We start from the raw sequence: 26,968 nt of genomic DNA, 5'->3' as shown, positions 1-26,968 counted from the left end.
ATAATCCCTCTTTTCATGGATTTTTTAAACGTTCGGCCAGCGAAGTCGCCAGTTGCGCCGTCAAACCGTAGACCGATAACTGCGGGTTTGCGCCAATGCTGGTGGGGAATAGCGAGCCGTCGTGAATCGACAGATTGGCCAGTTGATGGTGCCGGCCGAGGCTGTCGGTCACGGCGTTTTTCGGATCTTCACCCATCGCGCAACCGCCCATCACATGCGCGCTGCCCAACCGCGTGCGGTACAACTCCAGGCTCAGGCCATCAATCAACGTGCGTGCTTCGGCGAGGGTTTTGACGTAGCGCGCATCCGCGTGCATCGGCATCACCGCCCGGGCGCCGCCGGCGAACTGAATCTCGGCCATGGTGTGGAAGGCCCGGCGCAAGCCGTCCCAGGCATAGGCGGACATCTGATAATCGAGTACGGGGGTGTCATCGCCGCGCAACTCGACATTGCCGCCGGTGCTGTCCGGGTGGAAACCGTCGCGCAGCAGCGCCAGCATGGCGTGGGTGTGCGGCAGGTTGGTCATGTGTTGGGCATTTTCCTTGCCGAAGCCACCGAGCAGCGTCGCGGCCAATGCCGGGTGGAGCGGCGGAACCTCCAGTTTGTAGGCCATTGGGCCGGTGGTGCCGTCCTGCCATTGGAAGTGGTCGGAATAAATGGACTGCGGCGCGCCGTAGAACGGGTTGACCACCTCATCGAACAACGCGGCGGACATGTTCACCGGATGCAGGAACGTGCGCTTGCCCAAGCGTTTGTGTGGGTCGGGTGCTGCTGAACGCATCAGCAGCCCCGGGGTATTGATGCCGCCGCCGGCCAGCACGTAATGCCGCGCCTTGACGGTGATCTTGCGACCGGTGGGTTCCACGCAGCGTTCGTCCATCGCCGAGCATTGCAGGCCGGTGACTTTGTCACCGCTGATCAAGAGTTTTTCGGCGCGCGCCAGGTAGATCAGCTCACCGCCCTTTTCCAGGGTTGCCGGGATGGTCGTGACCATCATCGATTGCTTGGCGTTGGTCGGGCAGCCCATGCCGCAGTAACCGAGGTTCCAACAGCCGCGCACATTGCGCGGAATGACGTGCCAGCTATAGCCAAGCTTTTCGCAGCCCTTGCGGATCACGTCGTTGTTGGCATTAGGCGGGACCATCCACGGCGCGACGCCCAGGCGCTGTTCCATTTTCTCGAACCACGGCGCCATTTCGGCCGGGCTGTGGCCCTTCACGTTGTGCTCTTTGGCCCAGTGTTCCAGGGTCGGCTCCGGGGTTCGAAAACTGGAGGTCCAGTTGATCAGCGTGGTGCCGCCCACCGCCCGGCCCTGAAGAATGGTGATCGCGCCGTCCTTGCTCATGCGCCCGATGCCCTCCTGATAGAGGCTGGCGTAGGCCTGGTCTTCGAGCAGCTTGAAGTCGCTGCTGGTCTTGAGGGGGCCTTCTTCGATCAGCAGCACTTTGTAGCCGGCTGCGCTGAGAATTTCAGCCGTGGTCCCGCCTCCTGCACCGCTGCCGATGATCGCCACGTCCGCTTCCAGGGTCAGGTCCTGGCTCAGTTGCGAGCCGTTATGGGTTTTCCAGCCACGGGCCATGCCTTCGCGGAACGGATCGGGTACGGGCATCTTCGGGTTCTCTTTTTATTGTTGGAGGGCATGGTCAAATGTGGGAGCGAGCCTGCTCGCGATTGGGGGCGATCCGGTTTCAAACGGTAGGCGGTCCGGGATACCCGCAAATCGCCCAGGATTCCCTGCGCCCGTACCAGGCCATCATCACCAATTGCAGCAACGAGCTATGGCCCATGCGCAGCAGGCTCAACGAGCTGTTTTCCCAGCGATCGAGGAAGCGCCGGATATTGTTCGCGCTGGCGTTTTCCCAGCTGCCCCAGATACCGGTCAGCGGGCCGCGAGTGACGGCCATGCCCAACACATCGAACAGTTGCCGGGTCAGCTTGAGCATTTCCGGCGACAGGTGATCGAGGTTGTAATCGAGGCTTTTGAGGGTGCCGTCGACGGCGGCGGGCATGTGCTCGGTGGTCACCGCACCGTCGAGCATCACCGGCAGCAGTGCCCGCAAAAACAGCAGGTCGCCACTGCGCAGCGCCGCGAAGCCGCTTTGCGCAATGTCCGACGAACAACCGCTAAGACTGGCCCCTAACCCGGCGGTGGCGAGAAAGGCGCTGGCGCCGAGGCTGAATTTAAGCAAGCCGCGCCGTGACAGCGCGGGAGTATCGGACAGGCTTGGGTTCATTGTTGTTATTACCCGGAGATGTCGACCGTTAGCGAATAAACAGTTTCTGGATCAGTTTCTGGATGGATTTGCCGTACGGCGGGTAAATCAACTTCGCGGCGTTGAAGCGCTGCTTGATCAACACACCCTTGGCCTTGCTGAACGTCAGGAAGCCTTCGTGACCGTGGTAGTGGCCCATGCCCGAAGCGCCGATGCCGCCAAACGGCATGTCGTCCTGGGCGACATGCAGCAGCGTGTCGTTGAGGCATACGCCGCCGGAATGGGTCTCGTGCAGCACGCGGTTTTGCTCGCGCTTGTCGTAGCCGAAGTAGTACAGGGCCAGTGGGCGAGGGCGCTGGTTGATGTAGGCAAACGCCTGATCGAGATCCTTGTACGGCACGATCGGCAGCAGCGGGCCAAAGATTTCGTCCTGCATCACCGTCATGTCATCGGTGACGTTGAGCAGCAGGCTATGGCTCATGCGCCGCCCCTGGCTCTGCTCGAACAGCGGAATCAACAGCGCGCCCTTGCTGGTGGCATCGCTGACATAGCCGTTGAGGCGCGCCAGTTGTCGGTCATTGATGATCGCCGTGTAGTCCGGGTTGTCAGCCAGCGTCGGATAAAAACCGCGCACGGCCGAACGATAGGCTTCTACGAATCCACCCACACGGTCCTCCGGCACCAGCACGTAATCCGGGGCTACGCAGGTCTGACCGGCGTTGAGGGTCTTGCCGAAAGCGATGCGTTCGGCAGCGTCCTTGAGCGGCACATCATGGGACACAATGGCCGGGGACTTGCCGCCCAGTTCCAGCGTCACCGGCGTCAGGTTCTCCGCTGCCGCGCGCATCACATGTTTACCGATGCTGGTGGCGCCGGTGAACAACAAGTGATCGAAGCGCAGACGAGAAAACGCCACACCGATGTCGGCCTCGCCCAGCACCACGCAGACCAAGTCTTCAGGGAAGATTCGCGCCAGCAACTGCTTCATCAGCAAGCCTGTGGCGGGGGTGGATTCGCTCAGTTTGAGCATCACCCGGTTGCCCGCCGACAGCGCGCCCACCAACGGGCCGATGGCCAGGTACAAAGGGTAGTTCCACGGCACGATCACACCGACTACCCCCAGCGGCTGGTAAACCACTTTGGCCGAGGCGGGCTGGAAGGCTACGCCGACCTTGCGCCGTGACGCACGCATCCAGCCTTTGAGGTGCCGGCTGGCGTAATGGATGCCGTGCAGGCTGGGCATCAATTCGGCGAGCAGGGTTTCATCGGCGCTGCGATGGCTGAAGTCCTGGCTGATCGCGTCGATCAATGCCTGACGTTCGTTGTTTAATAAATCCTTCAACGCCTTGAGCCATTGCTGGCGCTGAGCGGCAGGTGGCATCGGGTTGGCCGCATAGGCTGCGCGCTGGGCTTCGAACAGGGCGTGAAGCTCGTCCAGAGGCTGCTGTAGGTTTTGCAGGTAGGAAATATCAGCAGTCATGGTCGGCTCCGGATTTATTGTAATGAAGCACTTTTTAGAGTCTATGCTCTAAAAAGTCAAATGCCTTCCTCGCGCAGCGATGTTCCATCCACTTGTGGATAGGTCGTAAGATGCCCGCCAACGCACTCTGAATTAAAGCTCAAGCCATGGCCCCACGGATCAAAACCAGCGAGCGCATCGTGCAGAACAGCCTGGAGTTGTTCAATCAGCAGGGCGAGCGCAGCATCAGCACCAACCACATTGCTGCCCACATGGAAATTTCCCCGGGCAACCTGTACTACCACTTCCCGAACAAGCAGGCGATCATCGCCGTGTTGTTCAGCGAGTACGAAAGCCTGGTGGACAGCTTCCTGCGCCCGCCGCAAGGCCGCGCCGCGACGGTCGAAGACAAGCGCTTCTACCTCAAGGAATTGTTGTCAGCGATGTGGCGCTACCGGTTTCTGCATCGTGATCTTGAGCATTTGCTGGACAGTGACTCTGATCTGGCTGACCGCTATCGGCGTTTTTCCCAGCGCTGCCTGATCCAGGGAACGGCCATCTACGAAGGCTTCGTCGCCGCCGGCATCCTGAAGATGGACCGCGTTCAAATCGAATCCCTGACGCTCAATGCCTGGATCATCCTCACGTCTTGGGTGCGCTTTCTGTGCACCACGCGAGAAAATTCCAGCCACCTCAGCGAGCAAGCGATTAAACGTGGGGTCTATCAGGTATTGGTGCTGGAAGCGGGGTTCGTCACGGATGATGCGCGCGATGCGGTCAATGCCCTGTTCGAAGAGTTTTATGTGCCGCTGGCCCAAGCGCTGGAAGAAATCTGAACCACCGAATGCAGCAGGACCGAAAATCGCCCATCACAGGAGCCCGTTATGCCCATTGCGCAACTGATCAGCCCGCAATCTCTGGACCTGAAAAAGGACCAGCCGGGGTTGGTGATTCTGGATTGTCGTTTTGCCCTCGAAGACCCGGACTACGGTCAGCGCAGTTACGCCGAAGGACACATCGCCGGGTCGAGCTTTGCTGATCTTGAGCGTGATCTGAGCGGCAAGGTGATCAAGGGTGTAACCGGGCGCCATCCGCTGCCCGAGCCGTCCGACCTGATCGAGCGCCTGCAAGCCTGGGGCGTCAGCAACGACAGTGACGTGGTTTTGTACGATGACGGTCCGGGTGCCTATGCGGCGCGAGCCTGGTGGTTGCTGGCCTGGCTGGGCAAACGTGACGGTGTGTTCATTCTGGACGGCGGGCTCAAGGCGTGGCACGCGGCGGGTTTGCCGCTGAGTCTGGATGCACCGTCGATCACTCGCGGTACTTTTACCGGCACCCCGGATTCTGCGTTGTTGCTCAGTGCTGAACAGCTGCAAAAACGCCTCGCCAAACCTGAGCTGACTTTGCTCGATGCTCGCGCCTTACCGCGTTTCAAAGGCGAAGTGGAGCCGATCGATCCGGTCGCCGGGCACATTCCCGGCGCGCAATGTGCGGCGTTCACCGATAACCTGGGGGCGGACGGGCGCTTTTTGCCGGCGGATCAACTCAAGCAGCGCTTCGCCGCGAAACTTGGTAACCGTTCGCCAAACGATCTGGTGGCGTATTGCGGTTCCGGCGTGACGGCTTGCCATAACCTGTTTGCATTGAGTCTGGCGGGCTATCCGCTGGGTACGTTGTATGCCGGGTCGTGGAGTGAGTGGATCAACGATCCTGCGCGGGGCATCGCCAAAGGCGAGTAAAGATCAAAAGATCGCAGCCTTCGGCAGCTCCTACAAGGAATCCAAATCCTGTAGGAGCTGCCGAAGGCTGCGATCTTTTCGTTTTTAAAGCCGTGCATTCCGATACGCTCCCGGCCCCACCCCATACGCCTGCTTGAACTGCCGACTCAGATGACTCTGGTCAGCAAATCCCAGCTGCGTGGCCACTTCCAGCGGCAAACATCCGTTTTGCAGAAGTGCTCGCGCCTGGGCAATGCGTCGCTGCATCAACCAAGTATGCGGCGGCATGCCGGTGGCCCGACGAAAGACGCGGGCGAAGTGAAACGGTGACAAGTTCACCGCCGCTGCCAGCTCTTCCAGTGAAGGCGGTGCAGCAAGTTGTGCGTGCAGCAACTCCTTGGCCATCGTCACCGCACGATGTTCCTTTCCAGGCTTGCCAGCGTCCGGAATCGCGGCATGGCGCTGCAACAGCGACAACATCAACTCACGCCAGGCCGTTTGCTGTTGCAGGGCCGTGGACGGGCTTTCCAGCAGGCGATGCAGTTGGCAGAAGCCATTCACCAGATCCGGGTCACGGTACAGCGTGGCGCCGAATGCCGGCGGGTTATGGGTCGGCAATTCGAGTTCGGCCAGCAGGGACAGAATCTGCCCGCTGTCCGGATAAAACGCCCGATACAGCCAGCCATCCTCTGTGCCCTTGTGGCCGGTGTGCAGCTCATCAGGGTTAATCAACACCAGTGTGCCACTGCCCGCCAGGTGTTCGGCGCCACGATAGCGGTAGCGCTGGGCGCCGGCCATGATCATGCCGATCACATAGCCGTCATGCACGTGGGGTGCGAAGCGGTGATCGATATAGCGGGCGGACAACAATTCGACGCCGGCCAACGGCGCCGTTTGCCAGAAATGAATCGACTCGCCCTGATCACCGACCATGGCGTTCCTCGCGTCCCACAGCAGCGAGCCACTGGGGAATGCGCCGCTCAAGGTAATAGCCCGGTTGGCGGACAGTGCCATCGACGAAGCCGACATGCCCGCCCTTGGTCTGCAATTCGAACTGCGTGCAGGCGGACAATTCATTGCCTTGGGGCAGGCTGTGGGGAAAGACGAACGGGTCGTCAGCCGCCTGGATAATCAGGGTCGGCGTGCGAATTTCTCCGAGGAAATAGCGGCTCGATGCGCGGCGATAATAATCCTCGGCATCGACATAACCATTCAGCGGCGCAGTGACCCGGCCATCAAAATCCCAGAAGGTGCGCATGTTTTCCAGCGAGCCGAGCGCGGCCAATGCGGCCAGACCGTCCTCGCGTCCGTCATGCTGGAATTGCCGCTGCTTGTTCTTGATGTAGGCCAGCATCTCGCGCATGAAGTGCGCCTGATAAACCTTGGAGAACCCCTGGCCGATGCGGTCGGCGCACTGGTCCAGGCGGAACGGTACCGACACCGCGACCGCGCCCATTACACCGCTGGCGCTGCCGGTTTCGCCCAGATGCTTGAGCAGCACGTTGCCGCCCAAGGAGTAACCGACCGCGTACAGCGGCGCGAGTGGGCGTTTGGCCTTCAGGTGCCGAATGGCTTCGGCCAGGTCTTCGCTGGCACCGGAATGGTAGCTGCGTGGCAACAGGTTGGGCTCACCGGAACAGCCGCGCCAGTTCAGCGCGACGCTGGCCCAGCCTTGATCGCCCAGCGCTTTTTGCACCCCGGCCACGTAAGGCGAATTCGACGAACCGGTCAGCCCGTGCAACACCAGCACCAATGGTGCATCGACGCTGTGCGGGCCATGCCAGTCGAGGTCGAGAAAATCTCCATCCTCCAGCCACAAGCGTTCACGCTGGCGCTCAAGGTGCGTGGTTTTACGCCACAGCGGCCCCCACAAGGTTTGCAAGTGCGGGTTGCCGAGGCCGAAGGCGGGGGTGAAGGTTGTCATCGAGGGATCGGAAATCGAAAAGGATGATGGTTCAAGCGTCGATCGTAGCATTGCTGAATGCCCGGTGACCCCTGCTTCGCGTCCCGAGTGCTCGGGAATGTAAACGAATGGGGGGCTACGAGCGGACCAGATTTGGTAGCCCCTGTTTCGCTACTCAGCAGCAGGCGGCAAACGTGAGCAATAGGTTTATCCCGACAAGTCCGTCATTGGGAAAATGTGAGCTGTTGTCATTCGTGGTTCTGTGAAGTACTTGTTTGCGAAACCTTGAATGTCCATGGGGGTGACACTCAGCAACGCTTGGTGTTTTTCCGTCCGACGACTCAAGGGCAGTTTTGAATAATGAAGCCTAAGGAGCACCTCGGTCAAAATCAGAGGGTTTTGTTCTTGTTCGGCCAATCGGGTGAGACAGTTTTCACGAACCTGCTGCAAGGTTTGTTTGTCGATAAGGGTTTGCTTCAGCCCATTGAGGTAAGTGTGCAGCCCTTTTTCAAGCTGACTGGGGGACTGAATCGCCGACAGGGCGGTGACACTCAGAAGAAAAATACCTGCATCCTGGTTCAGTGTTCCATGTGCGGAGCCATATCCGTCCGGCATAAGTAGAAAGTAACGAGTCAGGAGTTCCACAATGATATCCAAGGTGCCTGAAGCTTTTGGATCATCATTGAAGGTTGCAAGGTCTGGCAGATTGAACGCCATGATCGATAAAGGCTCATTAGTGTTTTTATGAAGTTCAATATGCCGTTTGCCCGGTTCGGAATCTTCCTTGGTGAAGTTGGAGCTTTCGAGGGGGCGATTAGGGATCGGTGAAAAATACTGTTCAGCCCACCGTAGAATATTGTCGGCATTTACATTTCCGACGACGGTTAGAGTCGCATTGTTAGGCATATACCAGCGGCGATGCCATGCTCGCAATTGTTCAATGTCGAGATCTGCAAGAGTGGTCGGATCGCCGGCGGCATCGTTGGCATATCCGCTGCGAGGAAAAAGCAGTTTGATGACTTCCTTGGGGGTGCTGATATTGGATACGAAAACATCATTTTCGGCCCGGTGGCTATTACGCCGCTGTATCTCGGCATGTAGCGTCGCTTCGGACATTTTTGGAGTACGCATCAGTACCGCATGGTGTTTGAAGACACTTTTCAGGTCGGTGAGACGTACAGGCTGGACATAGGTCGTGAACTCCTCAAAATGAAAAGAATTAAGCCCCGCCTCGTCATTAACCTCTGTGCTCTCGTTGTCATTGAGTAACACACCGGCCAGTATAAGATTTATGCCGGCATTGTTCGGTAATTCATTTCGTGCGCTGACTTTGTAGCTGACGGCAAAGTATGCGTCGGTGGCTTGGCTGATTTCACCAACAATGACTTTCAAGCCATTGACGAGCGTGAGCTCTTTGATTTGGGTGGTTGGGGATTTTAGTTGCATTTGTGCGCGAGTCCATTAGCAGTTATGCGATTCATTTCGCCTGCCCACAATGGCTCACAACGGAAAAGTTAATCTACCGTGAATTTATTTCTCGTTACGACACTTACAGAAAGTTTGGGTGGGGAGTGCCCACCCGAATCTGATTATGCGGAAGGTTTTGAACTACGCTGCCACAACGAATAATACACCCGCCCGGATTTCTGCTCCCGGTGCAGGCGCCAGTTCTCCGGTAGCCCCAGGGTCGAAGGCGCGGACTCGCTTTCGGTGTATACCCAGGCATCTTCAGCCAGCCATTGGCGTTCTTCGAGCAACGCGCAGACGGCGGGCAGCAGGTTCTGGTTGAACGGCGGGTCGAGGAAGACCAGGTCGTAAGCCGTGGCGGTCTGGGTTTCCAGGTAGCGCAGGGCGTCGGCGGTCTGCACCTGGCCCGTGGTGCAGCGCAGGGTGCCCAGGTGTTCTTTCAGGCTCGACACCGCCAGGCTGCTGGCGTCCAGCGCCTGACCCATGGCTGCGCCGCGGGACAAGGCTTCGAGGAACAGCGCGCCGCTGCCGGTGAATGGATCGAGAACCTTGGCGCCCGGGACATAAGGCGCCAGCCAGTTGAACAGGGTTTCACGTACGCGGTCCGGTGTCGGACGCAGGCCCGGGGCATCGGGGAAGCTCAGTTTACGGCTGCGCCATTCGCCACCGATGATGCGCAGTTGGTTCACGCCGTTGTGCACGTTGTGAACGGGTTTCTTAGGACGGGAAGTGGCCATTAATGCTCCGGAACCCCGAGCGGTTGCTCGGCAGGTTTATCAGTAGGGGCCGGTAACGGCTTTTGCGGCACGGTCGGGCCAGCGCTGACGATGACCATTTTGTCCGTGCTCAGGTGTTTGTTCATGGCCGCTTTGACTTGCTCGACGGTCAGGTTCTGGGACTGTTGCATGAAGTCTTCCAGATGGCTCAACGGCAGATTATAGAAGCCGATGGCGCCCAACTGACCGACGATATCAGCGTTGCTGGCGGTGGACAGCGGGAAACTGCCGGCCAGTTCGCGCTTGGCGTCGTCGAGTTCTTTTTCGGTCGGGCCGGTTTTAAGGTAGTCCGCCAGAACGTCCTGCACCAATTTCAGGGTGCCTTCGCTCATTTCAGCGCGAGTCTGCAGGTTGATCATGAACGGGCCGCGTGCCTGCATCGGGCTGAAACCCGAATACACGCCATAGGCCAGGCCGCGTTTTTCGCGCACTTCGCTCATCAAGCGAGTACCGAAACCGCCACCGCCAAGGATCTGATTGCCCATCGACAGTGCAGCGTAGTCCGGATCGTCACGGTCGATACCCAGTTGCGCGAGCATCAGGTTGGTTTGCTTGGACGGGAACTCGATGTGGCCGATGCTGGCCTTGGGTTCGGTCGGTGGGGCGATTTTCGGCAGGGCCGGGCCTTTGGGCAGGGCGCTGGAAACTTGCGCTGCAATGGCTTCGGCCTCGTTGCGAGACAGGTCGCCGACCAGGGCGATTACCACGTTGCCGGCGGCATAGGCTTTTTCGTGGAATGCGCGCAGTTGCGCGAGGGTCACCGCTGGAACGGATTTCGCCGTGCCATCGCTGGCGTGCGCGTACGGATGATCACCGTACAAGCGGTTCATCAGTTCCAGGCTGGCCAGTTTGCCGGGGTTCTGTTTCTGGTACTCGAAACCGGCGAGCATCTGGTTCTTGATGCGGGTAAACGAGTCGGCCGGGAAGGTGGGTTTGCCAACGACTTCAGCAAACAGTTTCAAGGCCGGTTCACGCTTGTCCGCGGCGCTGAGGCTGCGCAGCGACGCCACCGCCATGTCTTTGTAAGCACCGTTGCCGAAATCGGCGCCCAGGCCTTCGAAGCCCTGGGCAATCGCGCTGACGTCTTTACCGGCGACACCTTCGTTAAGCATGGCGTTGGTCAGCAGCGCCAAGCCGGGTGCGTCGCCATCCTGGCTGCTGCCGGCGGCGAAGATCAGGCGCATGTCGAACATCGGCAGCTCGCGGGCTTCGACGAACAATACTTTGGCGCCTTCAGCGGTGTTCCAGGTTTGCACGTCGAGCTTGCGATGGCTCGGCGCCTTGCCGTTGAGTTCGGCCAGCGATTGCAGCTTCTGGCTGGCCTTGGCCTTGTCCAGTGCTTCACTGGCGTTGGACTCGCCGGTCTTCGAAAAATAGAACGTGGCGGACCCGATCAGGGCGACGGCAATCAGGCCCAGCAAAGCCAGGCGCGGTTTTTTACGCTCACTCATGAGTCGTCTCCTCCGGCAGTACATGGGCGACGCTGAGACGTTCGCGGGTGAAATACAGCTTGGCGGCTTTCTGGATGTCTTGCGGGGTCACGCTTTCCAGGTCGGCGAGTTCGGTGTCCATCAGTTTCCAGGACAAACCGACGGTTTCCAATTGGCCAATGGCCGTGGCCTGGCTGGTGATCGAATCACGCTCGTAGACGAGGCCGGCGATGACCTGCGCGCGCACGCGTTCCAATTCTTCAGTGGTCGGCGCGGTGGTTTTCAGCTGTTCGAGCAGCTTCCACAAACCGGCTTCTGCTTGGGCGATGGTTTTATTTTTCTGGCTGTTGGGCGTTGCCGACAGGGTGAACAGGCTGTCGCCACGGGTGTAGGCGTCGTAGCTCGATGAGCCGCCGGACACCAACTCTTCGCCGCGTTCCAGTTGTGTCGGTATGCGTGCACTGTAGCCGCCGTCGAGCAGCGCGGAAATCAGGCGCAGGGCATTCACCGAGCGCTTGTCTTCAGCAGTCGCGATGCTCGGCACGTTGAAAGCCAGCATCAGACTGGGCAGCTGCGTCTTCACGTGCAGGGTGATCTGGCGCTCGCCGGGCTCGGCCAGCTCCAACGGGATTTTTGCCGATGGCACCGCGCGCTTGGCGATAGGGCCGAAGTAGCGTTGGGCCAGGGTTTTGACTTCCTCTGGCGTCACGTCGCCGACTACCACCAGTGTGGCGTTGTTCGGTACGTACCAGGACTCATACCAGTGCCGCAGCTCTTCGACTTTCATGCGGTCCAGATCGGCCATCCAACCGATGGTCGGCGTGTGATAGCCGCTGGCCGGGTACGCCATGGCCTTGAAGCGCTCGTAAGCCTTGGACATGGGTTTGTCGTCGGTGCGCAGGCGGCGCTCTTCCTTGATGACTTCGATCTCGCGGGCGAACTCGTCAGGCGGCAGGCGCAGGCTGGCCATGCGGTCGGCTTCCAGTTCGAAGGCCACGCCCAGGCGATCACGGGCCAGCACCTGGTAGTACGCAGTGAAATCGTCGCTGGTGAAGGCGTTCTCTTCGGCGCCGAGGTCGCGCAGGATCAGCGACGCTTCGCCAGGGCCGACTTTCTCGCTGCCCTTGAACATCATGTGTTCCAGGGCGTGGGACAGGCCGGTCTGACCCGGTGTCTCGTAGCTGGAGCCAACCTTGTACCAAACCTGGGAAACCACCACAGGTGCACGATGATCTTCGCGCACGACGACCTTCAAGCCGTTGTCGAGGGTGAACTCGTGGGTCGGTTGGGGATCGGCAGCCAGGGCCGAGAGGGGCAGACAAACTGTGCTGAGCAGCAGGCCTGCGGCGCGGCGGGCTAGAGCATTCATTCGTGTTTAAACCTTTGGGGCTGCCCGCTAGGTCTTAGCGTCGGCGGGCGAGAGGGTGCTAGGATACTGATCCGTTTTAGCGGCGGCCACGCCTATCAGGCCTTTATGCTTGATCAGGTTGAATGGGTTTGCGACGGAAGGTGTGAATTTATCAACTCGATTCCGCTTTTTCGCCGATTTTGCTGCTTTAGTCCAATGAGAAATCGATTCCTGAGGCGCCGATGAGCACCTCGACAAAATGTTGCGCGTGAACAAGCTGGGTCAATCGCAGTCTGTTCTGCATCGAATATTTATTTGCCGGGGCGCCCGTTGGCGCGTCGCTACCGTGAGATAGCCGTCCTCCATGTTTGGTTCCAACGACGACAAGAAGACCCCAGCTGCGGCTGGTGAAAAGAAAAGCCTGTTCGGATGGCTGCGCAAAAAACCGCAGGAACCCGTCGTCGAACAGCCACAACCACTGCCTGAGCCAACACCTGCGCCGGTAATTGAAGAAGCGCCGGCACCGGTTGTGTTGCCCATCGCCGAGCCGGTGCTGCAACCGGCCGTCGAAGCTGAACCGGAAATAGCCGCCGAACTGCCGCTGACCCCGACCGCCGAGCCATGGCTGACATTGCCTGTGGCGGAAGAGCCGGTGGCGCTGGTCGAAGATGAACTGGCGCCGCATGTGACGCCGGTGATTCCCGCTCCGACTGCCTTTGCGCCTGAGCCAGTTCCGGCTCCGGTGGTTGAGCAAGTTGTCGCGCCGGTCGTTGAAGCTGCTCCTGAACCTGTCGTTCCGGCATTCGTTGCGCCGGTAGCACCTGCCGTTCAGATGCCCGAGCCCGAGCCCGAGCCTGCACCAGTCATTGAGCCTGTTGCCGTCGCGCCAGTTGTTGAAACCCCGGTCGAGCCGGCACGCACCGAAGAATCCAAAGCCGGGTTCTTCGCCCGCCTCAAGCAAGGCCTGTCTAAGACCAGTGCCAGTATCGGCGAGGGCATGGCCAGCCTGTTCCTGGGCAAGAAAGCCATCGATGACGAGCTGCTCGATGACCTCGAAACCCGCCTGTTGACCGCCGACGTTGGTGTAGAAGCGACTTCGGTAATCATTCAGCGCCTGACCCAGAAGGTCGCGCGCAAAGAACTGGCCGACGCCGACGCACTGTACAAGTCTCTGCAAGCCGAGCTGGCCGCGATGCTCAAGCCTGTCGAGCAACCCCTGAAAATCGTTTCGCAGAACAAGCCGTTCGTGATTCTGGTGGTCGGCGTCAATGGCGCGGGTAAAACCACGACCATCGGCAAACTGGCGAAGAAGCTGCAGCTGGAGGGCAAGAAAGTCATGCTCGCGGCTGGCGACACCTTCCGTGCCGCGGCGGTCGAGCAATTGCAGGTCTGGGGTGAGCGCAACAAGATCCCGGTGATCGCCCAGCACACTGGCGCCGACTCGGCTTCGGTGATCTTCGACGCCGTGCAGGCCGCCAAGGCCCGTGGCATCGATGTACTGATTGCCGACACTGCCGGACGCCTGCACACCAAAGACAACCTGATGGAAGAGCTGAAAAAGGTTCGCCGGGTGATCGGCAAGCTCGATGCCGACGCGCCGCACGAAGTGTTGCTGGTGCTCGACGCTGGCACCGGCCAGAACGCCATCAACCAGGCCAAGCAGTTCAACCAGACTGTGGAACTGACCGGCCTGGCGCTGACCAAGCTCGACGGCACCGCCAAGGGGGGGGTGATTTTCGCCCTGGCCAAGCAGTTTGGCCTGCCGATTCGCTACATCGGCGTGGGTGAAGGCATCGACGATTTGCGTACTTTTGAAGCAGAACCCTTTGTCCAGGCACTGTTTGCCGAGCGGGAGCGTTCATGATTCGTTTCGAACAGGTCGGTAAACGCTACCCGAACGGTCACGTCGGCTTGCATGAGCTGAGCTTTCGAGTCCGTCGGGGCGAGTTTCTGTTTGTCACCGGCCATTCCGGCGCCGGTAAATCCACACTGTTGCGCCTGTTGCTGGCGATGGAGCGCCCGACCAGCGGCAAGTTGCTGCTCGCCGGGCAAGACCTGAGCACCATCAGCAACGCGCAGATTCCTTTCCTGCGCCGGCAGATCGGCGTGGTATTCCAGAATCACCAACTCCTGTTCGATCGCACGGTATTCAACAACGTCGCGCTGCCGTTGCAGATTCTTGGCTTGTCCAAGGCCGAAATCGCCAAGCGCGTGGACTCGGCCCTGGAGCGCGTGGCGCTGTCGGACAAGACCGATTTGTACCCTGGCGACCTGTCCACCGGGCAGCAACAGCGCGTCGGCATCGCCCGCGCCATCGTCCATCGCCCGGCCCTGCTGCTGGCGGACGAACCGACCGGTAACCTCGACCCGCGTCTGGCAGCAGAAATCATGGGCGTGTTCGAAGACATCAACCGCCTCGGCACCAGCGTCCTGATCGCCAGTCACGACCTGGCCCTGATCGCCCGCATGCGTCACCGCATGTTGACCTTGCAGCGCGGTCGATTGATCGGCGACGGGGAGGCCGGCGTATGAGTGCGACACGCAGCCCGAAGGTTTCCGAACGTGTGGCTCCCAAAGCTGCCGATCCGCAACCGACCAAGAAAAAACGTGACGACGATGACGGCCCGGACTTCGCCACGCTGTTCCGCGCCTGGATCGAAAGCCACCGCGCCAGCCTGCTCGACAGCCTGCGCCGCCTGGGTAAACAGCCGATCGGCAGTTTCTTCACTTGCATGGTGATGGCGGTAGCCCTGAGTTTGCCCATGGGGCTGTCCCTTTTGCTCAGTAACGTCGAGCGTCTGGGCGGTTCCTGGCAGCGTGCGGCGCAGATTTCCCTGTACCTGCAACTCGAAGCCAGTCCGGCTGAAGGTGAGTCCCTGCGCGAGCAGATCAAGGGCATGCCCGGCGTGGCGGATGCGGAGTACGTGGGGCGTGATCAAGCGCTGGAAGAGTTCCAGCAGCAATCCGGTCTGGGCGATGCTCTCAAGGAGCTGCCGGAGAACCCGCTGCCCGGCGTGGTCCTGGTGACTCCGAATGAAGTCGACAAGCCGGCACTTGAAGCATTAAGACAAAAACTTTCCGAACTGCCCAAGGTACAACAGGCACAACTTGATCTAGTCTGGGTCGAGCGTCTGGCAGCCATCCTCAAGCTGGGTGACCGTTTTGTCTTCGGTCTGACTGTGCTTCTGGTTTCTGCATTACTTTTGGTGATAGGCAATACCATTCGTCTTCATATTGAAAACCGCCGCACAGAGATAGAAGTGATTAAACTCGTGGGCGGCACTGACAGCTATGTGCGCAGGCCCTTCCTTTATATGGGCGCGCTTTATGGCTTTGGTGCGGGGCTTCTGTCCTGGGGAGTGTTGGCGTTTGGCCTGAACTGGCTGAATGACGCGGTTGTCGGGTTGGCCGGTTTGTATGGCAGTGATTTCGCACTGGCCGGCGTACCGGTAGCCGATGGTCTGTCTCTCTTGCTTGGCGCGGTGCTGTTGGGTTATATCGGTGCATGGATTGCAGTCGCACGTCATCTCAGGGAGCTGGCGCCGAAGTAGATTCTTTTTTGCGCGTGATTGACCTCGCGGTGTTTGGGAACTTGTACTTGATTTCCCGGTCAATTTTTCGCAGTGCCGAGAGGCACGAGTATGTAAGTGGGAGGTTTTTTCGTATGACCAATTCTTTGCAACCTGCGTATGCGTTGGTTCCGGGTGCGAACCTGGAAGCTTACGTGCACACCGTCAACAGCATTCCATTGCTGACGCCGGAGCAGGAGCGTGAACTGGCCGAGAGTCTCTACTATGAGCAGGATTTGGGGGCGGCTCGGCAGATGGTGCTCGCCCACCTGCGTTTTGTCGTACACATTGCCCGTAGCTATTCCGGCTACGGTCTGGCTCAGGCTGACCTGATCCAGGAAGGTAACGTTGGCCTGATGAAGGCCGTGAAGCGCTTCAACCCGGAAATGGGCGTGCGCCTGGTGTCGTTCGCTGTGCACTGGATCAAGGCGGAAATTCACGAGTTCATCCTGCGCAACTGGCGCATTGTGAAAGTCGCGACCACCAAGGCCCAGCGCAAACTGTTCTTCAACCTGCGCAGCCAGAAAAAGCGTTTGGCGTGGTTGAACAACGAGGAAGTCCATCGTGTGGCGGAAAGCCTCGGTGTAGAGCCTCGGGAAGTGCGCGAGATGGAAAGTCGCCTGACCGGCCATGACATGGCCTTCGACCCGGCGGCTGAAGCCGACGACGACAGTGCTTTCCAGTCGCCGGCCAACTATCTGGAAGACCACCGGTACGACCCGGCGCGTCAACTGGAAGATGCCGACTGGAGCGACAACTCCAACCACAACCTGCACGAAGCGCTGGAAGTGTTGGACGACCGCAGCCGTGACATCCTCTACCAGCGCTGGCTGGCGGAAGAAAAGGCCACGCTGCACGACCTGGCGCAGAAGTACAACGTTTCTGCCGAGCGAATTCGTCAGCTGGAAAAGAGCGCGATGAACAAGCTCAAGTTGTCGATCGCCGCATAACTTGGCGAGAAAGCAATAAAAAACGCCCCGATCATTGATCGGGGCGTTTTTGTTTTTTGGATCAAAAGATCGCAGCCTTCGGCAGCTCCTACATTGGATCGCATACCTCTGTAGGAGCTGCCGAAGGCTGCGATCTTTTGACTTTTCAGTTATTGGGACCAGGGTGCCCGACGCGAATCATTAAGCCCCACCAGGTAACTATCCCCACCCAACTGACTCATCTGCCGCCGAATCCACCCTGCACGCCGCGCCACGTAACCGGTCGGATGGCTGGCACTCCACACGCGAGGGTTGGGCAGAACGGCCGCCAACAAGCTCGATTGCTGGCGGCTGAGACCTTTGGCGCTCACACCAAAATGGTGCCTGGCTGCAGCCTCGGCACCAAACACGCCGTCGTCCCACTCGACACTGTTGAGGTACACCTCAAGAATCCGCTGTTTGGGCCAGAACACTTCAATCAACCCGGTGAACCAGGCTTCCAGGCCTTTGCGTAACCAGCTGCGGCCGGACCACAGGAACAGGTTTTTCGAGACTTGCTGGCTGAGGGTGCTGGCGCCGCGAATCGAGCCACCCAGTTCGTTATGAGCCAGGGCGGCCTTGATCGCATTCACGTCAAAGCCCCAGTGCTCGGGGAATTTCTGGTCTTCACCGGCAATCACTGCGACTTTCAGATCGTCAGAGATTTCGTCCCACGGCTTCCAGGTGCGTTGCAGGTCGATGGGCTCGCCGTCGATCCAGGATTCGATCTTGCGCTCGACCATTAGCGCCGTTCCCGGTGGCGGCACCACGCGAAAGATCAGCACCAACAAGACGCTGCCGCCCATGAACCAGAGCACGGCCTTGGTGAAACGACGGAAATAGATACGCAGCATAGAGATGGCTTGGCCGAACCCGTAGAGCGGGCCATTATACAGACCCTGTTGATCGAGTCTGACTGGAGTTCTTCATGCTGCGTGGCTTTCTGATGCTGGCCGCTTTTTTCGGCTTCACCGGTGTCGGCCTTGGGGCGTTTGCCGCCCATGGCCTGAAAAACCGACTGAGCGCCGAGTACCTGGCGATTTTCCACACCGGCGTCACCTATCAATTGGTGCATACCTTGGCCCTGTTGGGCGTCGCGTTGCTGGCCACGCAGATGCCCGGGCGCCTGGTGACATGGGCCGGCGCATCGTTTGCCATCGGCATCCTGCTGTTCTCCGGCAGCCTGTATGTGCTGACCCTGACCGGTGTCAGCAAGCTCGGCATCATCACGCCCTTCGGCGGGCTGGCATTCTTGATCGGCTGGTTCTGCCTCGGCCTCGCTGCCTGGCGTCTGACCTGACCCTGTAGGAGCTGCCGCAGGCTGCGATCTTTTGATCTTGAAAAATCAAAGTCCAAAGATCGCATCCTTCGGCAGCTCCGACAGGATCGTGTTTCAAGACGAATGGCTTGGGTCGCCCAGTCTGATCGGGCTAGAATGCCAGCCCCTAAAAATGATGGCGGCGTTGCGCATGCGCATTCAGTTGAACGGCGAATCCTTTGAACTGCCCGACGGTGAAACCGTTGCGGCCCTGCTGACCCGTCTGGACCTGACCGGACGCCGGGTGGCGGTCGAACTCAATCTGGATATCGTCCCGCGCAGTCAGCATGCAGAGACCACCTTGAACGACGGCGACAACGTCGAAGTCGTGCACGCCATCGGCGGCGGCTAGCAGCCTCGGCCGTGTGGCCACAGAATTCTGCAAGTACCTCACCCCTACAGAGGATTTCCCATGAGCATCGTTCGTAGCGACAAGCCTTTCGTCCTGGCCGGTCGTACTTACCAGTCGCGTTTGCTGGTCGGTACCGGCAAGTACCGTGACATGGAAGAAACCCGCACCGCCATCGAAGCTTCGGGTGCCGAGATCGTCACCTTCGCCGTGCGCCGCACCAACCTTGGTCAGATCGAGGGCGAGCCGAACCTGCTCGAAGTGCTGTCGCCGGATCGCTACACCTTTCTGCCGAACACCGCCGGTTGCTATGACGCGATCGAGGCCGTGCGCACCTGCCGCCTGGCCCGTGAGCTGCTCGATGGCCACAACCTGGTGAAGCTGGAAGTGCTGGCCGACCAGAAAACCCTGTTCCCTAACGTGATCGAAACCCTCAAGGCCGCCGAAACGCTGGTCAAGGAAGGCTTCGACGTGATGGTCTACACCAGCGATGACCCGATCATCGCCCGTCAACTGGCAGAAATCGGCTGCATCGCAGTCATGCCGCTGGCCGGTCTGATCGGTTCCGGTCTGGGGATCTGCAACCCGTACAACCTGCAGATCATCCTCGAAGAAGCCAAGATCCCGGTTCTGGTGGACGCCGGTGTGGGTACCGCTTCCGACGCCACCATCGCCATGGAACTGGGTTGTGATGCTGTGCTGATGAACTCGGCTATCGCCCACGCCCAGCAGCCGGTCATGATGGCTGAAGCCATGAAACACGCCATCGTTGCAGGTCGCCTGGCCTACCTCGCCGGCCGTATGCCGAAAAAACTCTATGCCAGCGCCTCTTCGCCGCTGGATGGTCTGATCAAGTAAGAGCCATTGATGACTGAATCGAACGACACGCCTATCCAGACGGAAGAAGGCGACGAGCGCCAACACCGCCGCATCAAGAGTTTCGTGATGCGCGCCGGGCGCATGACCGAAGGCCAGCAAAAGGGCCTGGAGCAGGGCACTCCGCTGTTCGTGCTGCCGCTGGCCGACGCGCCGGTGGATTTCGACCAGGTGTTCGGTCGCTCGGCACCGCGCTCGCTGGAAATCGGTTTCGGCATGGGCCACTCGCTGCTGGAAATGGCCGCCGCTTCGCCTGATCAGGATTTCATTGGCGTCGAGGTTCACCGTCCGGGTGTCGGCGCGCTGCTCAATGGCGTGTTGACTCAGGGTTTGACCAACCTGCGGGTCTACGATTGCGACGCGATCGAAGTGCTCAACCGTTGCGTGGCTGATAACAGCCTTGATCGCCTGATGCTGTTTTTCCCGGACCCGTGGCACAAGAGCCGGCACCACAAGCGCCGTATTGTTCAGGCGTCGTTCGCTGAACTGGTGCGCAGCAAATTGAAAGTCGGCGGCATTCTGCACATGGCCACCGACTGGGAACCGTATGCCGAATACATGCTGGAAGTGATGAACGTTGCGCCGGGTTACCGCAACCTCGCCGAAGACGGCAAGTGCGTACCGCGCCCGGCCGAGCGGCCGATCACCAAGTTCGAACGCCGCGGCGAACGTCTTGGGCATGGGGTTTGGGATCTGAAGTTCGAAAAACAGTCCTAAGCATCACCCAATACACACTGTGGGAGCGGGCTTGCTCGCGAAGGCGTCGTGTCAGTCAACATTAATGTTGTCTGGCACACCGCTATCGCGAGCAAGCCCGCTTCCACAGTTGTTTTAAGGTGTGGCTGAGATCAGCGGCGGTCGGCGACTACGCCGATCAGCACCAATACCACCAGCAACACCGGCGCCAGGCTGTAGTTGTTGAACTGGCTCAGGCCGCGCACGACCCACGGCGTGGCGTAGATCAGCGCAGCGCCGCTGCCGACCATGCACAGCAGGGCCATCAGCGGCACGCGCAGGGCGCCGGCGATGCTGCCCAGACGTTGCTCGACCCAGCCTTTGAAATCCGCACCAAACAGCACCAGCAGGCAACCCACCAGAGCCAGGGCGATTTCCGAGAGATTGCTGCGGCTCCAGCGAGACACGGTGGCAAGCAGGTCGAGTACCAAATCCATTCGATTTCCTTATGTCAGAAATTTCTGCAGCAAGTCGTTGAGGAAGAGTTGTCCGCGCGTCGTGGCAACCAGACGTGACGGTTCGACCTGCAACAGGCCGCTTTGTTCGGCTTCACGGCGGCCTTCGGCAAGGCTTTCCAGGGTCATGCCGGTGCGTTCCGGGTACAACCGCGATTCCACACCTTCAGTCAGGCGCAGCGCGTTCATCAGGAACTCGAACGGCATCTCATCGTTGGCCAGCGCTTTCTCGCCGGCCTTGAAGCTTTTCGCCGGGTTCAGATAGTCCTTCGGCAAACGCGTCTTCCACGTGCGGACAATGCGCCCGTCCGGATGACTGAGCTTGCCGTGGGCGCCAGCGCCGATGCCGATGAAGTCGCCGAAACTCCAGTAGTTGAGGTTGTGCCGCGCCGGGCGACCGGGCAGGGCATAGGCCGAGACTTCGTATTGCACGTAACCGTGTTCAGCCAGCAGCGCTTGTCCGGCCTCTTGAATGTCCCACAGCGTGTCGTCTTCGGGCAGCGTCGGCGGTTGGTTCCAGAACACGGTGTTCGGTTCCAGGGTCAACTGATACCACGACAGGTGTGTCGGTTTCAGGGCGATGGCAGTGCGCAGGTCGGCCAGGGCATCGTCCAGGGATTGATCGGGCAAGCCGTGCATCAAGTCCAGGTTGAAGTTGTCGAACCCGGCCTGACGCGCCATGCCAGCAGCACGTACGGCTTCGTCACCGTTGTGAATGCGGCCCAGCGCCTGGAGTTTTTCCTGCTGGAAACTCTGGATGCCAATCGACAGGCGATTGATCCCCAGTTTGCGATACGCCACGAACTTGTCTTGTTCGAAGGTGCCGGGGTTGGCTTCCAGGGTGATTTCGATGTCATGGGCAAACGGAATACGTTGTTCCACGCCCTTGAGCAGGCGTCCCAATGCCGCTGCACTGAACAGGCTCGGCGTACCACCACCAAAGAAAATCGAGCTCAGCTCGCGGCCATAAACAGCGTGCAGGTCTTGATCGAGATCGGCCAGTAATGCGTCGACATACTCTTCTTCCGGGAGCACAGGGCTGGCGGTGTGGGAGTTGAAGTCGCAATACGGACATTTGCGTACGCACCACGGAATGTGGATGTACATAGCCAGGGGTGGCAGCACCGGCAGGGCGGCCCGAGGCGATTGCGCATCGCCGCCGAAGATCAGCGGCGACGCGGTGGATTCACGGGTCATTTCAGGCCCAGACGCTGGCGCAGCAGATCCATTGCACGGGCGCGGTGGCTGATCTGGTTTTTGTCCGCAGGGCTCAACTCGGCGCTGGAGCAATCGCGCTCAGGTACCCAGAACAGCGGATCGTAGCCGAAGCCGTGTTCACCGCTGGCCTGGGTCAGGATGCGCCCGTGCCACAGGCCTTCGCAGAGAATCGGCAGCGGATCGTCGGCGTGACGCACAAGCGCCAGCACGCAGACGAACTGCGCGCCGCGTTCGGCTTCCGGCACGTCCTTCAGCACGTCGAGCAGCTTGGCGTTGTTCGCCGCATCGCCTTTGCCATCGGCATAACGCGCTGAGTAGATCCCTGGCGCACCGCCGAGGAAGTCCACCGCCAGCCCGGAATCGTCAGCCAGCGCCGGCAAACCGGAGATGCGCGCTGCATTACGGGCCTTGAGGATGGCGTTTTCAACGAACGACAGGCCGGTTTCTTCGGGCTCGATGCTGGAGAATTCGCCGATCGAGCGCAGTTGCACCGAATCGCCAAGCATGGCCTGGAGTTCCTTGAGTTTGCCGGCGTTATGGCTGGCCAATACGAGTTGCGTGAAGTTGATCATTGGCCGGGGAAAAGCTCTTGGTTGAAGTTGATGGTGTTGATTTTGTCACCGGTCTGCACCTTGATGTCGAAGGTGCGGGTTTCCTGCTGGGGCACCGGGTACTGGGCGATGTAGTAGATCGCGCCTTGCTCGGTGACTTGCTTGAAGTTCAGCGGCACGCTTTGGCTGGTCAGGTCTTTGACCGTACCGCTGACCTGCGCCATCAGCGGTTTGCCGTCCTTGATCACCGAAATGTTGATCACACCCTGGTTCTTGCTGCGGATCAGTTCGGCCGACTTGGCGATGTCCGGCGTCAGGAACGTGGAGTTGAAGGTGTTGTAGTGCACGATGACGTCGCCGAAGGTTTCCTTGCGCTCACCTTTGATGGCGTCGGCGGCCATGGCGGTGACGCTCAGGCAGGCAGTAAGTAATAACAGCGCTAGACGACCCATGATCGTTCTCCTCGAAATAGGGTGAATCAGACCGCGACCTTGTGGTCTGCAAGCCCCGGACTGCTGACGCGGTAAATACCGATCTCACCTAACAGATTAGGCCATAGCTTACTGGCCCACCCGTGCCGATGCTGTTGATCCACGGCAAGCCGATCAATGACCTTCGCCTCACGTTCGCGGCACAAGGCTTCAAAGTCGGCGAAGGTGCAGAAGTGGATGTTCGGCGTGTTGTACCAGGTGTATGGCAGGAATTCGGAGACCGGCATCCGGCCCTTGCTTGCCAGGTACCAGCGGCAGCGCCAGTGACCGAAGTTCGGAAAAGTGATGATGCACTGGCGGCCGACCCGCAGCATTTCGTCGAGGATCTTGTCCGGGTAATGCACCGCTTGCAGCGCCTGGGTCATGACCACGACATCAAAACTGTTGCTGGCGAAGTTGCCCAGGCCCTTGTCCAGGTCCTGCTCGATGACGTTGATGCCCTTGGCCACGCACTCGGCGATGTTGTCCGCGTCGTTTTCCAGACCGTAGCCGGTGACTTGCTTGTTGTCGCGCAGCCAGGTCAGCAGCTCGCCATCGCCGCAACCGAGGTCGAGCACGCGGCTACCGGCGGGGATCCATTCCTGGATGATTTCCAGATCAGCTCTCATGGCTATCTCACAACGTAATGCGGTTCATGTAGTTGCCGAACGCCTGCAAATAGCGCGGGATCGGAATCAGGAAGGCGTCGTGGCCTTGCGGCGCGTCGATCTCCAGATAGCAGACGTCCTTGCGCGCCGCCATCAGCGCGTCCACCAGTTCCCGCGAGCGGGCAGGCGAGAAGCGCCAGTCGGTGGTGAACGACATCACGCAGAACTTGGCCGTGGCGTTTTCAAAGGTTTTTGCCAGATTATCGTCGAAGTTGGCCGCCGGATCGAAGTAGTCCAGGGCTTTGGTCATCAACAGATAGGTGTTGGCATCGAAGCGTCCGGAGAACTCTTCGCCCTGATAACGCAGATAGCTTTCAACCTGGAACTCGACGCTGTGGAAGTCGTAGTTGAGCTTTTCGCTTTTCAGGCCGCGACCGAATTTCTCGCCCATGGAGTCGTCGGACAGGTAGGTGATGTGCCCGACCATCCGCGCCAGCATCAGCCCGCGCTTGGGGATCACGCCTTGTTCCTGGAACGAACCGCCGTGGAACTCGGGGTCGGTGAGGATCGCCTGGCGCGCCACTTCGTTGAAGGCGATGTTCTGCGCCGACAGTTTGGGGGCCGAGGCGATGGCCAGGCAGTGGCGCACGCGATCCGGGTAGGTGATGGTCCATTGCAAGGCCTGCATGCCACCGAGGCTGCCACCGATGACCGCGGCCCATTGGCCGATGCCCAGCAAATCTGCCAGACGCGCCTGGCTGTGCACCCAGTCTTCCACGGTCAGCACCGGGAAATCGGCGCCGAACGGCTTGCCGGTTTCCGGGTTGATGCTGCTCGGGCCTGTGGAACCGTTGCAGCCGCCGAGGTTGTTGAGGCTGACCACGAAAAATTTGCTGGTGTCGATTGGCTTGCCCGGGCCGATGCAGCTGTCCCACCAACCGGGTTTGCGGTCGTCGGCGCTGTGATAGCCGGCGGCATGGTGATGGCCGGAGAGGGCGTGGCAAATCAGCACGGCGTTGCTCGCCGAAGCGTTCAGCGTGCCGTAGGTTTCGTAAATCAGGTCATAGGCTGGAAGCGAACGGCCGCAGGCCAACGCCAGGGGTTCGCTGAAGTGCGCCATTTGCGGCGTCACCAGACCAACAGAATCGGGGGGAAAGGCAGCTGGCATCGACCCTGCTCTCGTTGAAATGAGGCGTAAGTCTAAAGACCGCTGGGGTTAGCGGCAAGCAAAGGTCGGGCCTGATTTCATTCAGTTGGACCGAGGCGCTGCCATCGCCAGCAAGCCGGCTCCTGCAGGGGGAACGCGTACCCTTGTAGGAGCCGGCTTGCTCGCGATGAACGATGGCGCGGTTAGATCAGGATGCGCAGGATTTCCGGCATCATGGTCATGGCGGCGAGGTTGTTGATCACCAGCATGTCGATCAGCTTGAGCGCCAGGAACGCGAAGATCGGCGAGAGATCGAGGCCGCCAAGGTTTGGCAGGATTTTGCGGAAGGGCGCCAGGGCCGGCTCGCAGATGTCGTTTACCAGTTCGGCGCCAGGGTTGCGGCTGCCCGGTGCGACCCAGGACAGGATCACGCTGATGATCAGGGCGAAGAAGAAGATCTTCAGGAACAGCGCCGTCACGCCGATGAGCGACCAGATCAGCAATTGCAGCGGGTTACCGGTGGTGCCGTAGGTCAGCAGCAGGGTCAGGGCCATCAGCGCCAGTTGCACGAGGATCGCCAGTACCAGCGAGGACATGTCCAGGCCGAACATGCTCGGGATGATCCGGCGCAGCGGCTTGAGCAGCGGCTGAGTGGCCTTCACGGCGAACTGGCAGAGCGGGTTGTAGAAGTTTGCGCGTACCAGTTGCAGCACAAAGCGCAGCAACACGATCAGCAGATACATGCTGCCGAGGGTTTGCAGCACGTAGACCGCTGCGGTGTTCAATCCAATCATGAAAAGCTCCTTATTTGCCCAGTTGTTCGGCCATTTCGGCCGAGCGGTGCGCGGCGGCGCCGAGTGCTTTTTCTACCAGGGCTTCGAAACCATTGGCCTGGAACGATTTGATGGCGGCTTCGGTGGTGCCCGCAGGCGAGGTCACGCGGCGGCGCAGTTCAGCGGCGTCGACGTCACTGGAGACCGCCATGTGCGCGGCGCCCAGCGCGGTTTGCAGGGTCAGTTGCGCGGCGATGTCCGCTGGCAGGCCAAGTTTCACGCCGGCTGCGGTCATGGCTTCGATCAACAGGAAGAAATACGCCGGGCCGGAACCGGAAACCGCGGTGACCGCGTCCAGTTGCTGCTCTTCGTTCAGCCACAGGGCGATGCCGACCGCAGACAGCAGTTCCTGGGCCTGCTGGCGCTGTTCGGTGGTCACTTCGGCGGTGGCGAACAAGCCACTCACGCCCTGACGCAACAGCGCCGGCGTGTTGGGCATGCAACGCACAATCGGCTGGGCGCCGAGCCAGTTGTTCATGCTCGCGCACGTGATGCCGGCGGCAATCGACACCACCAGTTGATTGGGCTTGAGGCTTGGACGAATGGCTTCGCAAACGGCTTTCATCGCCTGGGGTTTTACTGCCAGTACGACTATATCGGCGCCATCGATGGCTTGGGCGTTGTCGGCGAACACTTCGATGCCATGCTCGGTGCTCACGCGGGCGCGGGTTTCTTCGCCCGGATCGCTGGCGCGGATCTGCGCTGCATCCAGACCCTTGGCCCGCAGGCCGCCGATCAGGCTGGCAGCCATGTTACCGGCACCGATAAAGGCAATACGCGTCTTGCTCATGTCAGGTCCTTATAAAGAAGAGGGTCAGCCATGGTTATGGCCGATCGTAATCGCGGGCGCCAAACAGCGCGGTACCGATCCGCACGCAAGTGGCGCCTTGGGCAATGGCTGACTCCAGGTCGTGGCTCATGCCCATGGAAAGTGTGTCGAGCGGCAGGTTCAGGCTGGCTTGCAGGTTTTGTACCGCAGCAAAAGCGGCGTCCTGTGCGGCGCGATCTTCGGTCGGCTCAGGGATGGCCATCAGCCCGCGCAGCTTCAAGCGTGGCAGTGCGCTGATGGCGTTGGCCAAGGCCGGCAGATCAGCCGGGGTGCAGCCGGATTTACTGGCTTCACCGCTGACGTTGACCTGGATGCAAATGTTCAGGGGCGGCAAATCGGCAGGACGTTGTTCGGACAAGCGTTGTGCGATTTTCAGACGATCCACGGAGTGCACCCAGTCGAAGTGCTCGGCGATAGCGCGAGTCTTGTTCGATTGAATGGGGCCGATGAAGTGCCAGATCAAGGGCAGGTCGGCCAGTTCGAGCTGTTTGCCCAAGGCTTCCTGCAGATAGTTCTCGCCAAAGTCGCGCAGGCCGGCGGCATGGGCTTCTCGCAGGGCTTGTGCGGGCTTGGTCTTGCTCACGGCCAACAGCTGAACGCTGTTTTCGGCGCGGTTGGCGGCAAGTGTTGCGGCATGTATACGCGAACTAACCAGCGAAATGTTGTCTGCTATGGTGGACATCAAGAGGCGCCAACGGTCTGAAGGTTCGCGGCATTCTACTGGAATT

The 26,968-nt window shown here is 59.9% G+C and carries 29 protein-coding genes; 10 read left to right on the top strand and 19 right to left on the bottom strand.

All coding sequences use genetic code 11. The features are described from left to right. Window positions 1-13 precede the first annotated feature (13 nt). The 3 genes from KVG88_RS15430 to KVG88_RS15420 all read right to left on the bottom strand — a co-directional run bounded on the left by KVG88_RS15430 (window position 14) and on the right by KVG88_RS15420 (window position 3,693). The gene (locus tag KVG88_RS15430) at window positions 14-1,609 is read right to left on the bottom strand and encodes a GMC family oxidoreductase (protein ID WP_150701775.1); all 1,596 of its coding nucleotides are present in this window, start codon (window positions 1,607-1,609) and stop codon (window positions 14-16) included. A gap of 79 nt (window positions 1,610-1,688) precedes the next feature. After that, window positions 1,689-2,234 carry a twin-arginine translocation pathway signal protein gene (locus KVG88_RS15425; protein ID WP_150701774.1) on the bottom strand — a complete coding sequence of 182 codons (546 nt, stop codon included), beginning with the start codon at window positions 2,232-2,234 and terminating at the stop codon, window positions 1,689-1,691. 28 nt (window positions 2,235-2,262) lie between these two features. Continuing rightward, window positions 2,263-3,693, bottom strand: coding sequence for a coniferyl aldehyde dehydrogenase (locus KVG88_RS15420; RefSeq protein ID WP_150701773.1), 1,431 nt, complete (start codon window positions 3,691-3,693; stop codon window positions 2,263-2,265). Between the two features lie 146 nt (window positions 3,694-3,839). On the opposite strand from KVG88_RS15420, the gene KVG88_RS15415 reads away from it, so the two are divergent. Together KVG88_RS15415 and KVG88_RS15410 are read left to right on the top strand one after the other, a co-directional pair. Beyond that, window positions 3,840-4,508 carry a TetR/AcrR family transcriptional regulator gene (locus KVG88_RS15415; protein ID WP_150701772.1) on the top strand — a complete coding sequence of 223 codons (669 nt, stop codon included), beginning with the start codon at window positions 3,840-3,842 and terminating at the stop codon, window positions 4,506-4,508. 48 nt (window positions 4,509-4,556) lie between these two features. Further along, window positions 4,557-5,411 carry a sulfurtransferase gene (locus tag KVG88_RS15410; RefSeq protein ID WP_217871951.1) on the top strand — a complete coding sequence of 285 codons (855 nt, stop codon included), beginning with the start codon at window positions 4,557-4,559 and terminating at the stop codon, window positions 5,409-5,411. An 84-nt stretch (window positions 5,412-5,495) separates the two neighbouring features. Here the strand turns inward: KVG88_RS15410 and KVG88_RS15405 are convergent, their stop codons facing one another. The 6 genes from KVG88_RS15405 to KVG88_RS15380 form a co-directional block, all read right to left on the bottom strand. Further along, window positions 5,496-6,323, bottom strand: a complete 828-nt coding sequence (locus tag KVG88_RS15405; protein ID WP_217871950.1) for an AraC family transcriptional regulator — start codon at window positions 6,321-6,323, stop codon at window positions 5,496-5,498. Continuing rightward, complete coding sequence (locus KVG88_RS15400; protein ID WP_217871949.1) at window positions 6,313-7,314, bottom strand: hydrolase; 1,002 nt, start codon at window positions 7,312-7,314, stop codon at window positions 6,313-6,315. The genes KVG88_RS15405 and KVG88_RS15400 overlap by 11 nt, the downstream gene beginning before the upstream one ends. Window positions 7,315-7,500: 186 nt before the next feature. Continuing rightward, complete coding sequence (locus KVG88_RS15395) at window positions 7,501-8,739, bottom strand: M16 family metallopeptidase (protein WP_217871948.1); 1,239 nt, start codon at window positions 8,737-8,739, stop codon at window positions 7,501-7,503. Between the two features lie 143 nt (window positions 8,740-8,882). Beyond that, entirely contained in the window at window positions 8,883-9,497 is a 615-nt protein-coding gene (rsmD, locus tag KVG88_RS15390; RefSeq protein ID WP_217871947.1) for a 16S rRNA (guanine(966)-N(2))-methyltransferase RsmD, read from the bottom strand. Next, complete coding sequence (locus KVG88_RS15385) at window positions 9,497-10,987, bottom strand: M16 family metallopeptidase (protein WP_217871946.1); 1,491 nt, start codon at window positions 10,985-10,987, stop codon at window positions 9,497-9,499. Before KVG88_RS15385 ends, rsmD begins: the two co-directional genes overlap by 1 nt. Next, a complete protein-coding gene (locus tag KVG88_RS15380) occupies window positions 10,980-12,335 on the bottom strand; it encodes a M16 family metallopeptidase (RefSeq protein WP_150701766.1) in 1,356 nt (451 codons plus the stop codon). The genes KVG88_RS15385 and KVG88_RS15380 overlap by 8 nt, the downstream gene beginning before the upstream one ends. A gap of 343 nt (window positions 12,336-12,678) precedes the next feature. On the opposite strand from KVG88_RS15380, the gene ftsY reads away from it, so the two are divergent. The 4 genes from ftsY to rpoH all read left to right on the top strand — a co-directional run bounded on the left by ftsY (window position 12,679) and on the right by rpoH (window position 16,833). After that, complete coding sequence (gene ftsY / locus KVG88_RS15375) at window positions 12,679-14,178, top strand: signal recognition particle-docking protein FtsY (RefSeq protein ID WP_217871945.1); 1,500 nt, start codon at window positions 12,679-12,681, stop codon at window positions 14,176-14,178. Further along, window positions 14,175-14,846 (top strand): cell division ATP-binding protein FtsE, encoded by a 672-nt coding sequence (gene ftsE / locus KVG88_RS15370; protein ID WP_003229148.1) that lies wholly within the window; start codon window positions 14,175-14,177, stop codon window positions 14,844-14,846. Before ftsY ends, ftsE begins: the two co-directional genes overlap by 4 nt. Next, window positions 14,843-15,865 (top strand): permease-like cell division protein FtsX, encoded by a 1,023-nt coding sequence (ftsX, locus tag KVG88_RS15365; RefSeq protein ID WP_150701764.1) that lies wholly within the window; start codon window positions 14,843-14,845, stop codon window positions 15,863-15,865. The genes ftsE and ftsX overlap by 4 nt, the downstream gene beginning before the upstream one ends. Before the next feature lie 113 nt (window positions 15,866-15,978). After that, the gene (rpoH, locus tag KVG88_RS15360) at window positions 15,979-16,833 is read left to right on the top strand and encodes an RNA polymerase sigma factor RpoH (protein WP_007897890.1); all 855 of its coding nucleotides are present in this window, start codon (window positions 15,979-15,981) and stop codon (window positions 16,831-16,833) included. A 149-nt stretch (window positions 16,834-16,982) separates the two neighbouring features. Here rpoH and mtgA read toward each other — a convergent pair whose 3' ends face one another. Further along, on the bottom strand, window positions 16,983-17,705 hold the full coding sequence (gene mtgA, locus KVG88_RS15355; protein ID WP_150701763.1) for a monofunctional biosynthetic peptidoglycan transglycosylase: 723 nt from the start codon (window positions 17,703-17,705) through the stop codon (window positions 16,983-16,985). Between the two features lie 74 nt (window positions 17,706-17,779). On the opposite strand from mtgA, the gene KVG88_RS15350 reads away from it, so the two are divergent. The 4 genes from KVG88_RS15350 (at window position 17,780) to trmB (ending at window position 20,111) form a co-directional block, all read left to right on the top strand. Continuing rightward, on the top strand, window positions 17,780-18,151 hold the full coding sequence (locus KVG88_RS15350) for a DUF423 domain-containing protein (protein ID WP_150701762.1): 372 nt from the start codon (window positions 17,780-17,782) through the stop codon (window positions 18,149-18,151). A 169-nt stretch (window positions 18,152-18,320) separates the two neighbouring features. Beyond that, window positions 18,321-18,521, top strand: a complete 201-nt coding sequence (gene thiS, locus KVG88_RS15345; protein WP_191630460.1) for a sulfur carrier protein ThiS — start codon at window positions 18,321-18,323, stop codon at window positions 18,519-18,521. 60 nt (window positions 18,522-18,581) lie between these two features. Further along, window positions 18,582-19,376: a thiazole synthase gene (locus tag KVG88_RS15340; protein ID WP_150701761.1), complete on the top strand. Its 795-nt coding sequence runs from the start codon at window positions 18,582-18,584 to the stop codon at window positions 19,374-19,376. 9 nt (window positions 19,377-19,385) lie between these two features. Next, window positions 19,386-20,111, top strand: coding sequence for a tRNA (guanosine(46)-N7)-methyltransferase TrmB (trmB, locus tag KVG88_RS15335; RefSeq protein WP_056726481.1), 726 nt, complete (start codon window positions 19,386-19,388; stop codon window positions 20,109-20,111). Between the two features lie 131 nt (window positions 20,112-20,242). Here the strand turns inward: trmB and KVG88_RS15330 are convergent, their stop codons facing one another. From KVG88_RS15330 to KVG88_RS15290, 9 genes are all read right to left on the bottom strand, one after another. Beyond that, the gene (locus tag KVG88_RS15330; RefSeq protein WP_150701759.1) at window positions 20,243-20,566 is read right to left on the bottom strand and encodes a DUF3392 domain-containing protein; all 324 of its coding nucleotides are present in this window, start codon (window positions 20,564-20,566) and stop codon (window positions 20,243-20,245) included. Between the two features lie 9 nt (window positions 20,567-20,575). Next, window positions 20,576-21,691 (bottom strand): radical SAM family heme chaperone HemW, encoded by a 1,116-nt coding sequence (gene hemW / locus KVG88_RS15325; RefSeq protein WP_217872134.1) that lies wholly within the window; start codon window positions 21,689-21,691, stop codon window positions 20,576-20,578. A gap of 86 nt (window positions 21,692-21,777) precedes the next feature. After that, complete coding sequence (gene rdgB / locus KVG88_RS15320; RefSeq protein WP_150701757.1) at window positions 21,778-22,374, bottom strand: RdgB/HAM1 family non-canonical purine NTP pyrophosphatase; 597 nt, start codon at window positions 22,372-22,374, stop codon at window positions 21,778-21,780. Next, the gene (locus KVG88_RS15315; RefSeq protein ID WP_150701756.1) at window positions 22,371-22,805 is read right to left on the bottom strand and encodes a DUF4426 domain-containing protein; all 435 of its coding nucleotides are present in this window, start codon (window positions 22,803-22,805) and stop codon (window positions 22,371-22,373) included. Before KVG88_RS15315 ends, rdgB begins: the two co-directional genes overlap by 4 nt. A 26-nt stretch (window positions 22,806-22,831) precedes the next feature. Beyond that, a complete protein-coding gene (gene metW / locus KVG88_RS15310) occupies window positions 22,832-23,452 on the bottom strand; it encodes a methionine biosynthesis protein MetW (protein ID WP_053163314.1) in 621 nt (206 codons plus the stop codon). Between the two features lie 7 nt (window positions 23,453-23,459). Further along, a complete protein-coding gene (metX, locus tag KVG88_RS15305; protein ID WP_150701755.1) occupies window positions 23,460-24,599 on the bottom strand; it encodes a homoserine O-succinyltransferase MetX in 1,140 nt (379 codons plus the stop codon). Window positions 24,600-24,781: 182 nt separating this feature from the next. Continuing rightward, window positions 24,782-25,372, bottom strand: a complete 591-nt coding sequence (locus KVG88_RS15300; protein WP_150701754.1) for a YggT family protein — start codon at window positions 25,370-25,372, stop codon at window positions 24,782-24,784. Between the two features lie 10 nt (window positions 25,373-25,382). Beyond that, window positions 25,383-26,201 (bottom strand): pyrroline-5-carboxylate reductase, encoded by an 819-nt coding sequence (gene proC, locus KVG88_RS15295; protein WP_217871944.1) that lies wholly within the window; start codon window positions 26,199-26,201, stop codon window positions 25,383-25,385. A gap of 34 nt (window positions 26,202-26,235) precedes the next feature. Beyond that, complete coding sequence (locus KVG88_RS15290; protein ID WP_217871943.1) at window positions 26,236-26,922, bottom strand: YggS family pyridoxal phosphate-dependent enzyme; 687 nt, start codon at window positions 26,920-26,922, stop codon at window positions 26,236-26,238. Window positions 26,923-26,968: the final 46 nt, after the last annotated feature.

Origin of the sequence: Pseudomonas azerbaijanoccidentalis, assembly GCF_019145495.1 — a bacterium.
Taxonomy (GTDB): domain Bacteria; phylum Pseudomonadota; class Gammaproteobacteria; order Pseudomonadales; family Pseudomonadaceae; genus Aquipseudomonas; species Aquipseudomonas azerbaijanoccidentalis.
This window is presented reverse-complemented; position numbering and strand designations above follow the sequence as displayed.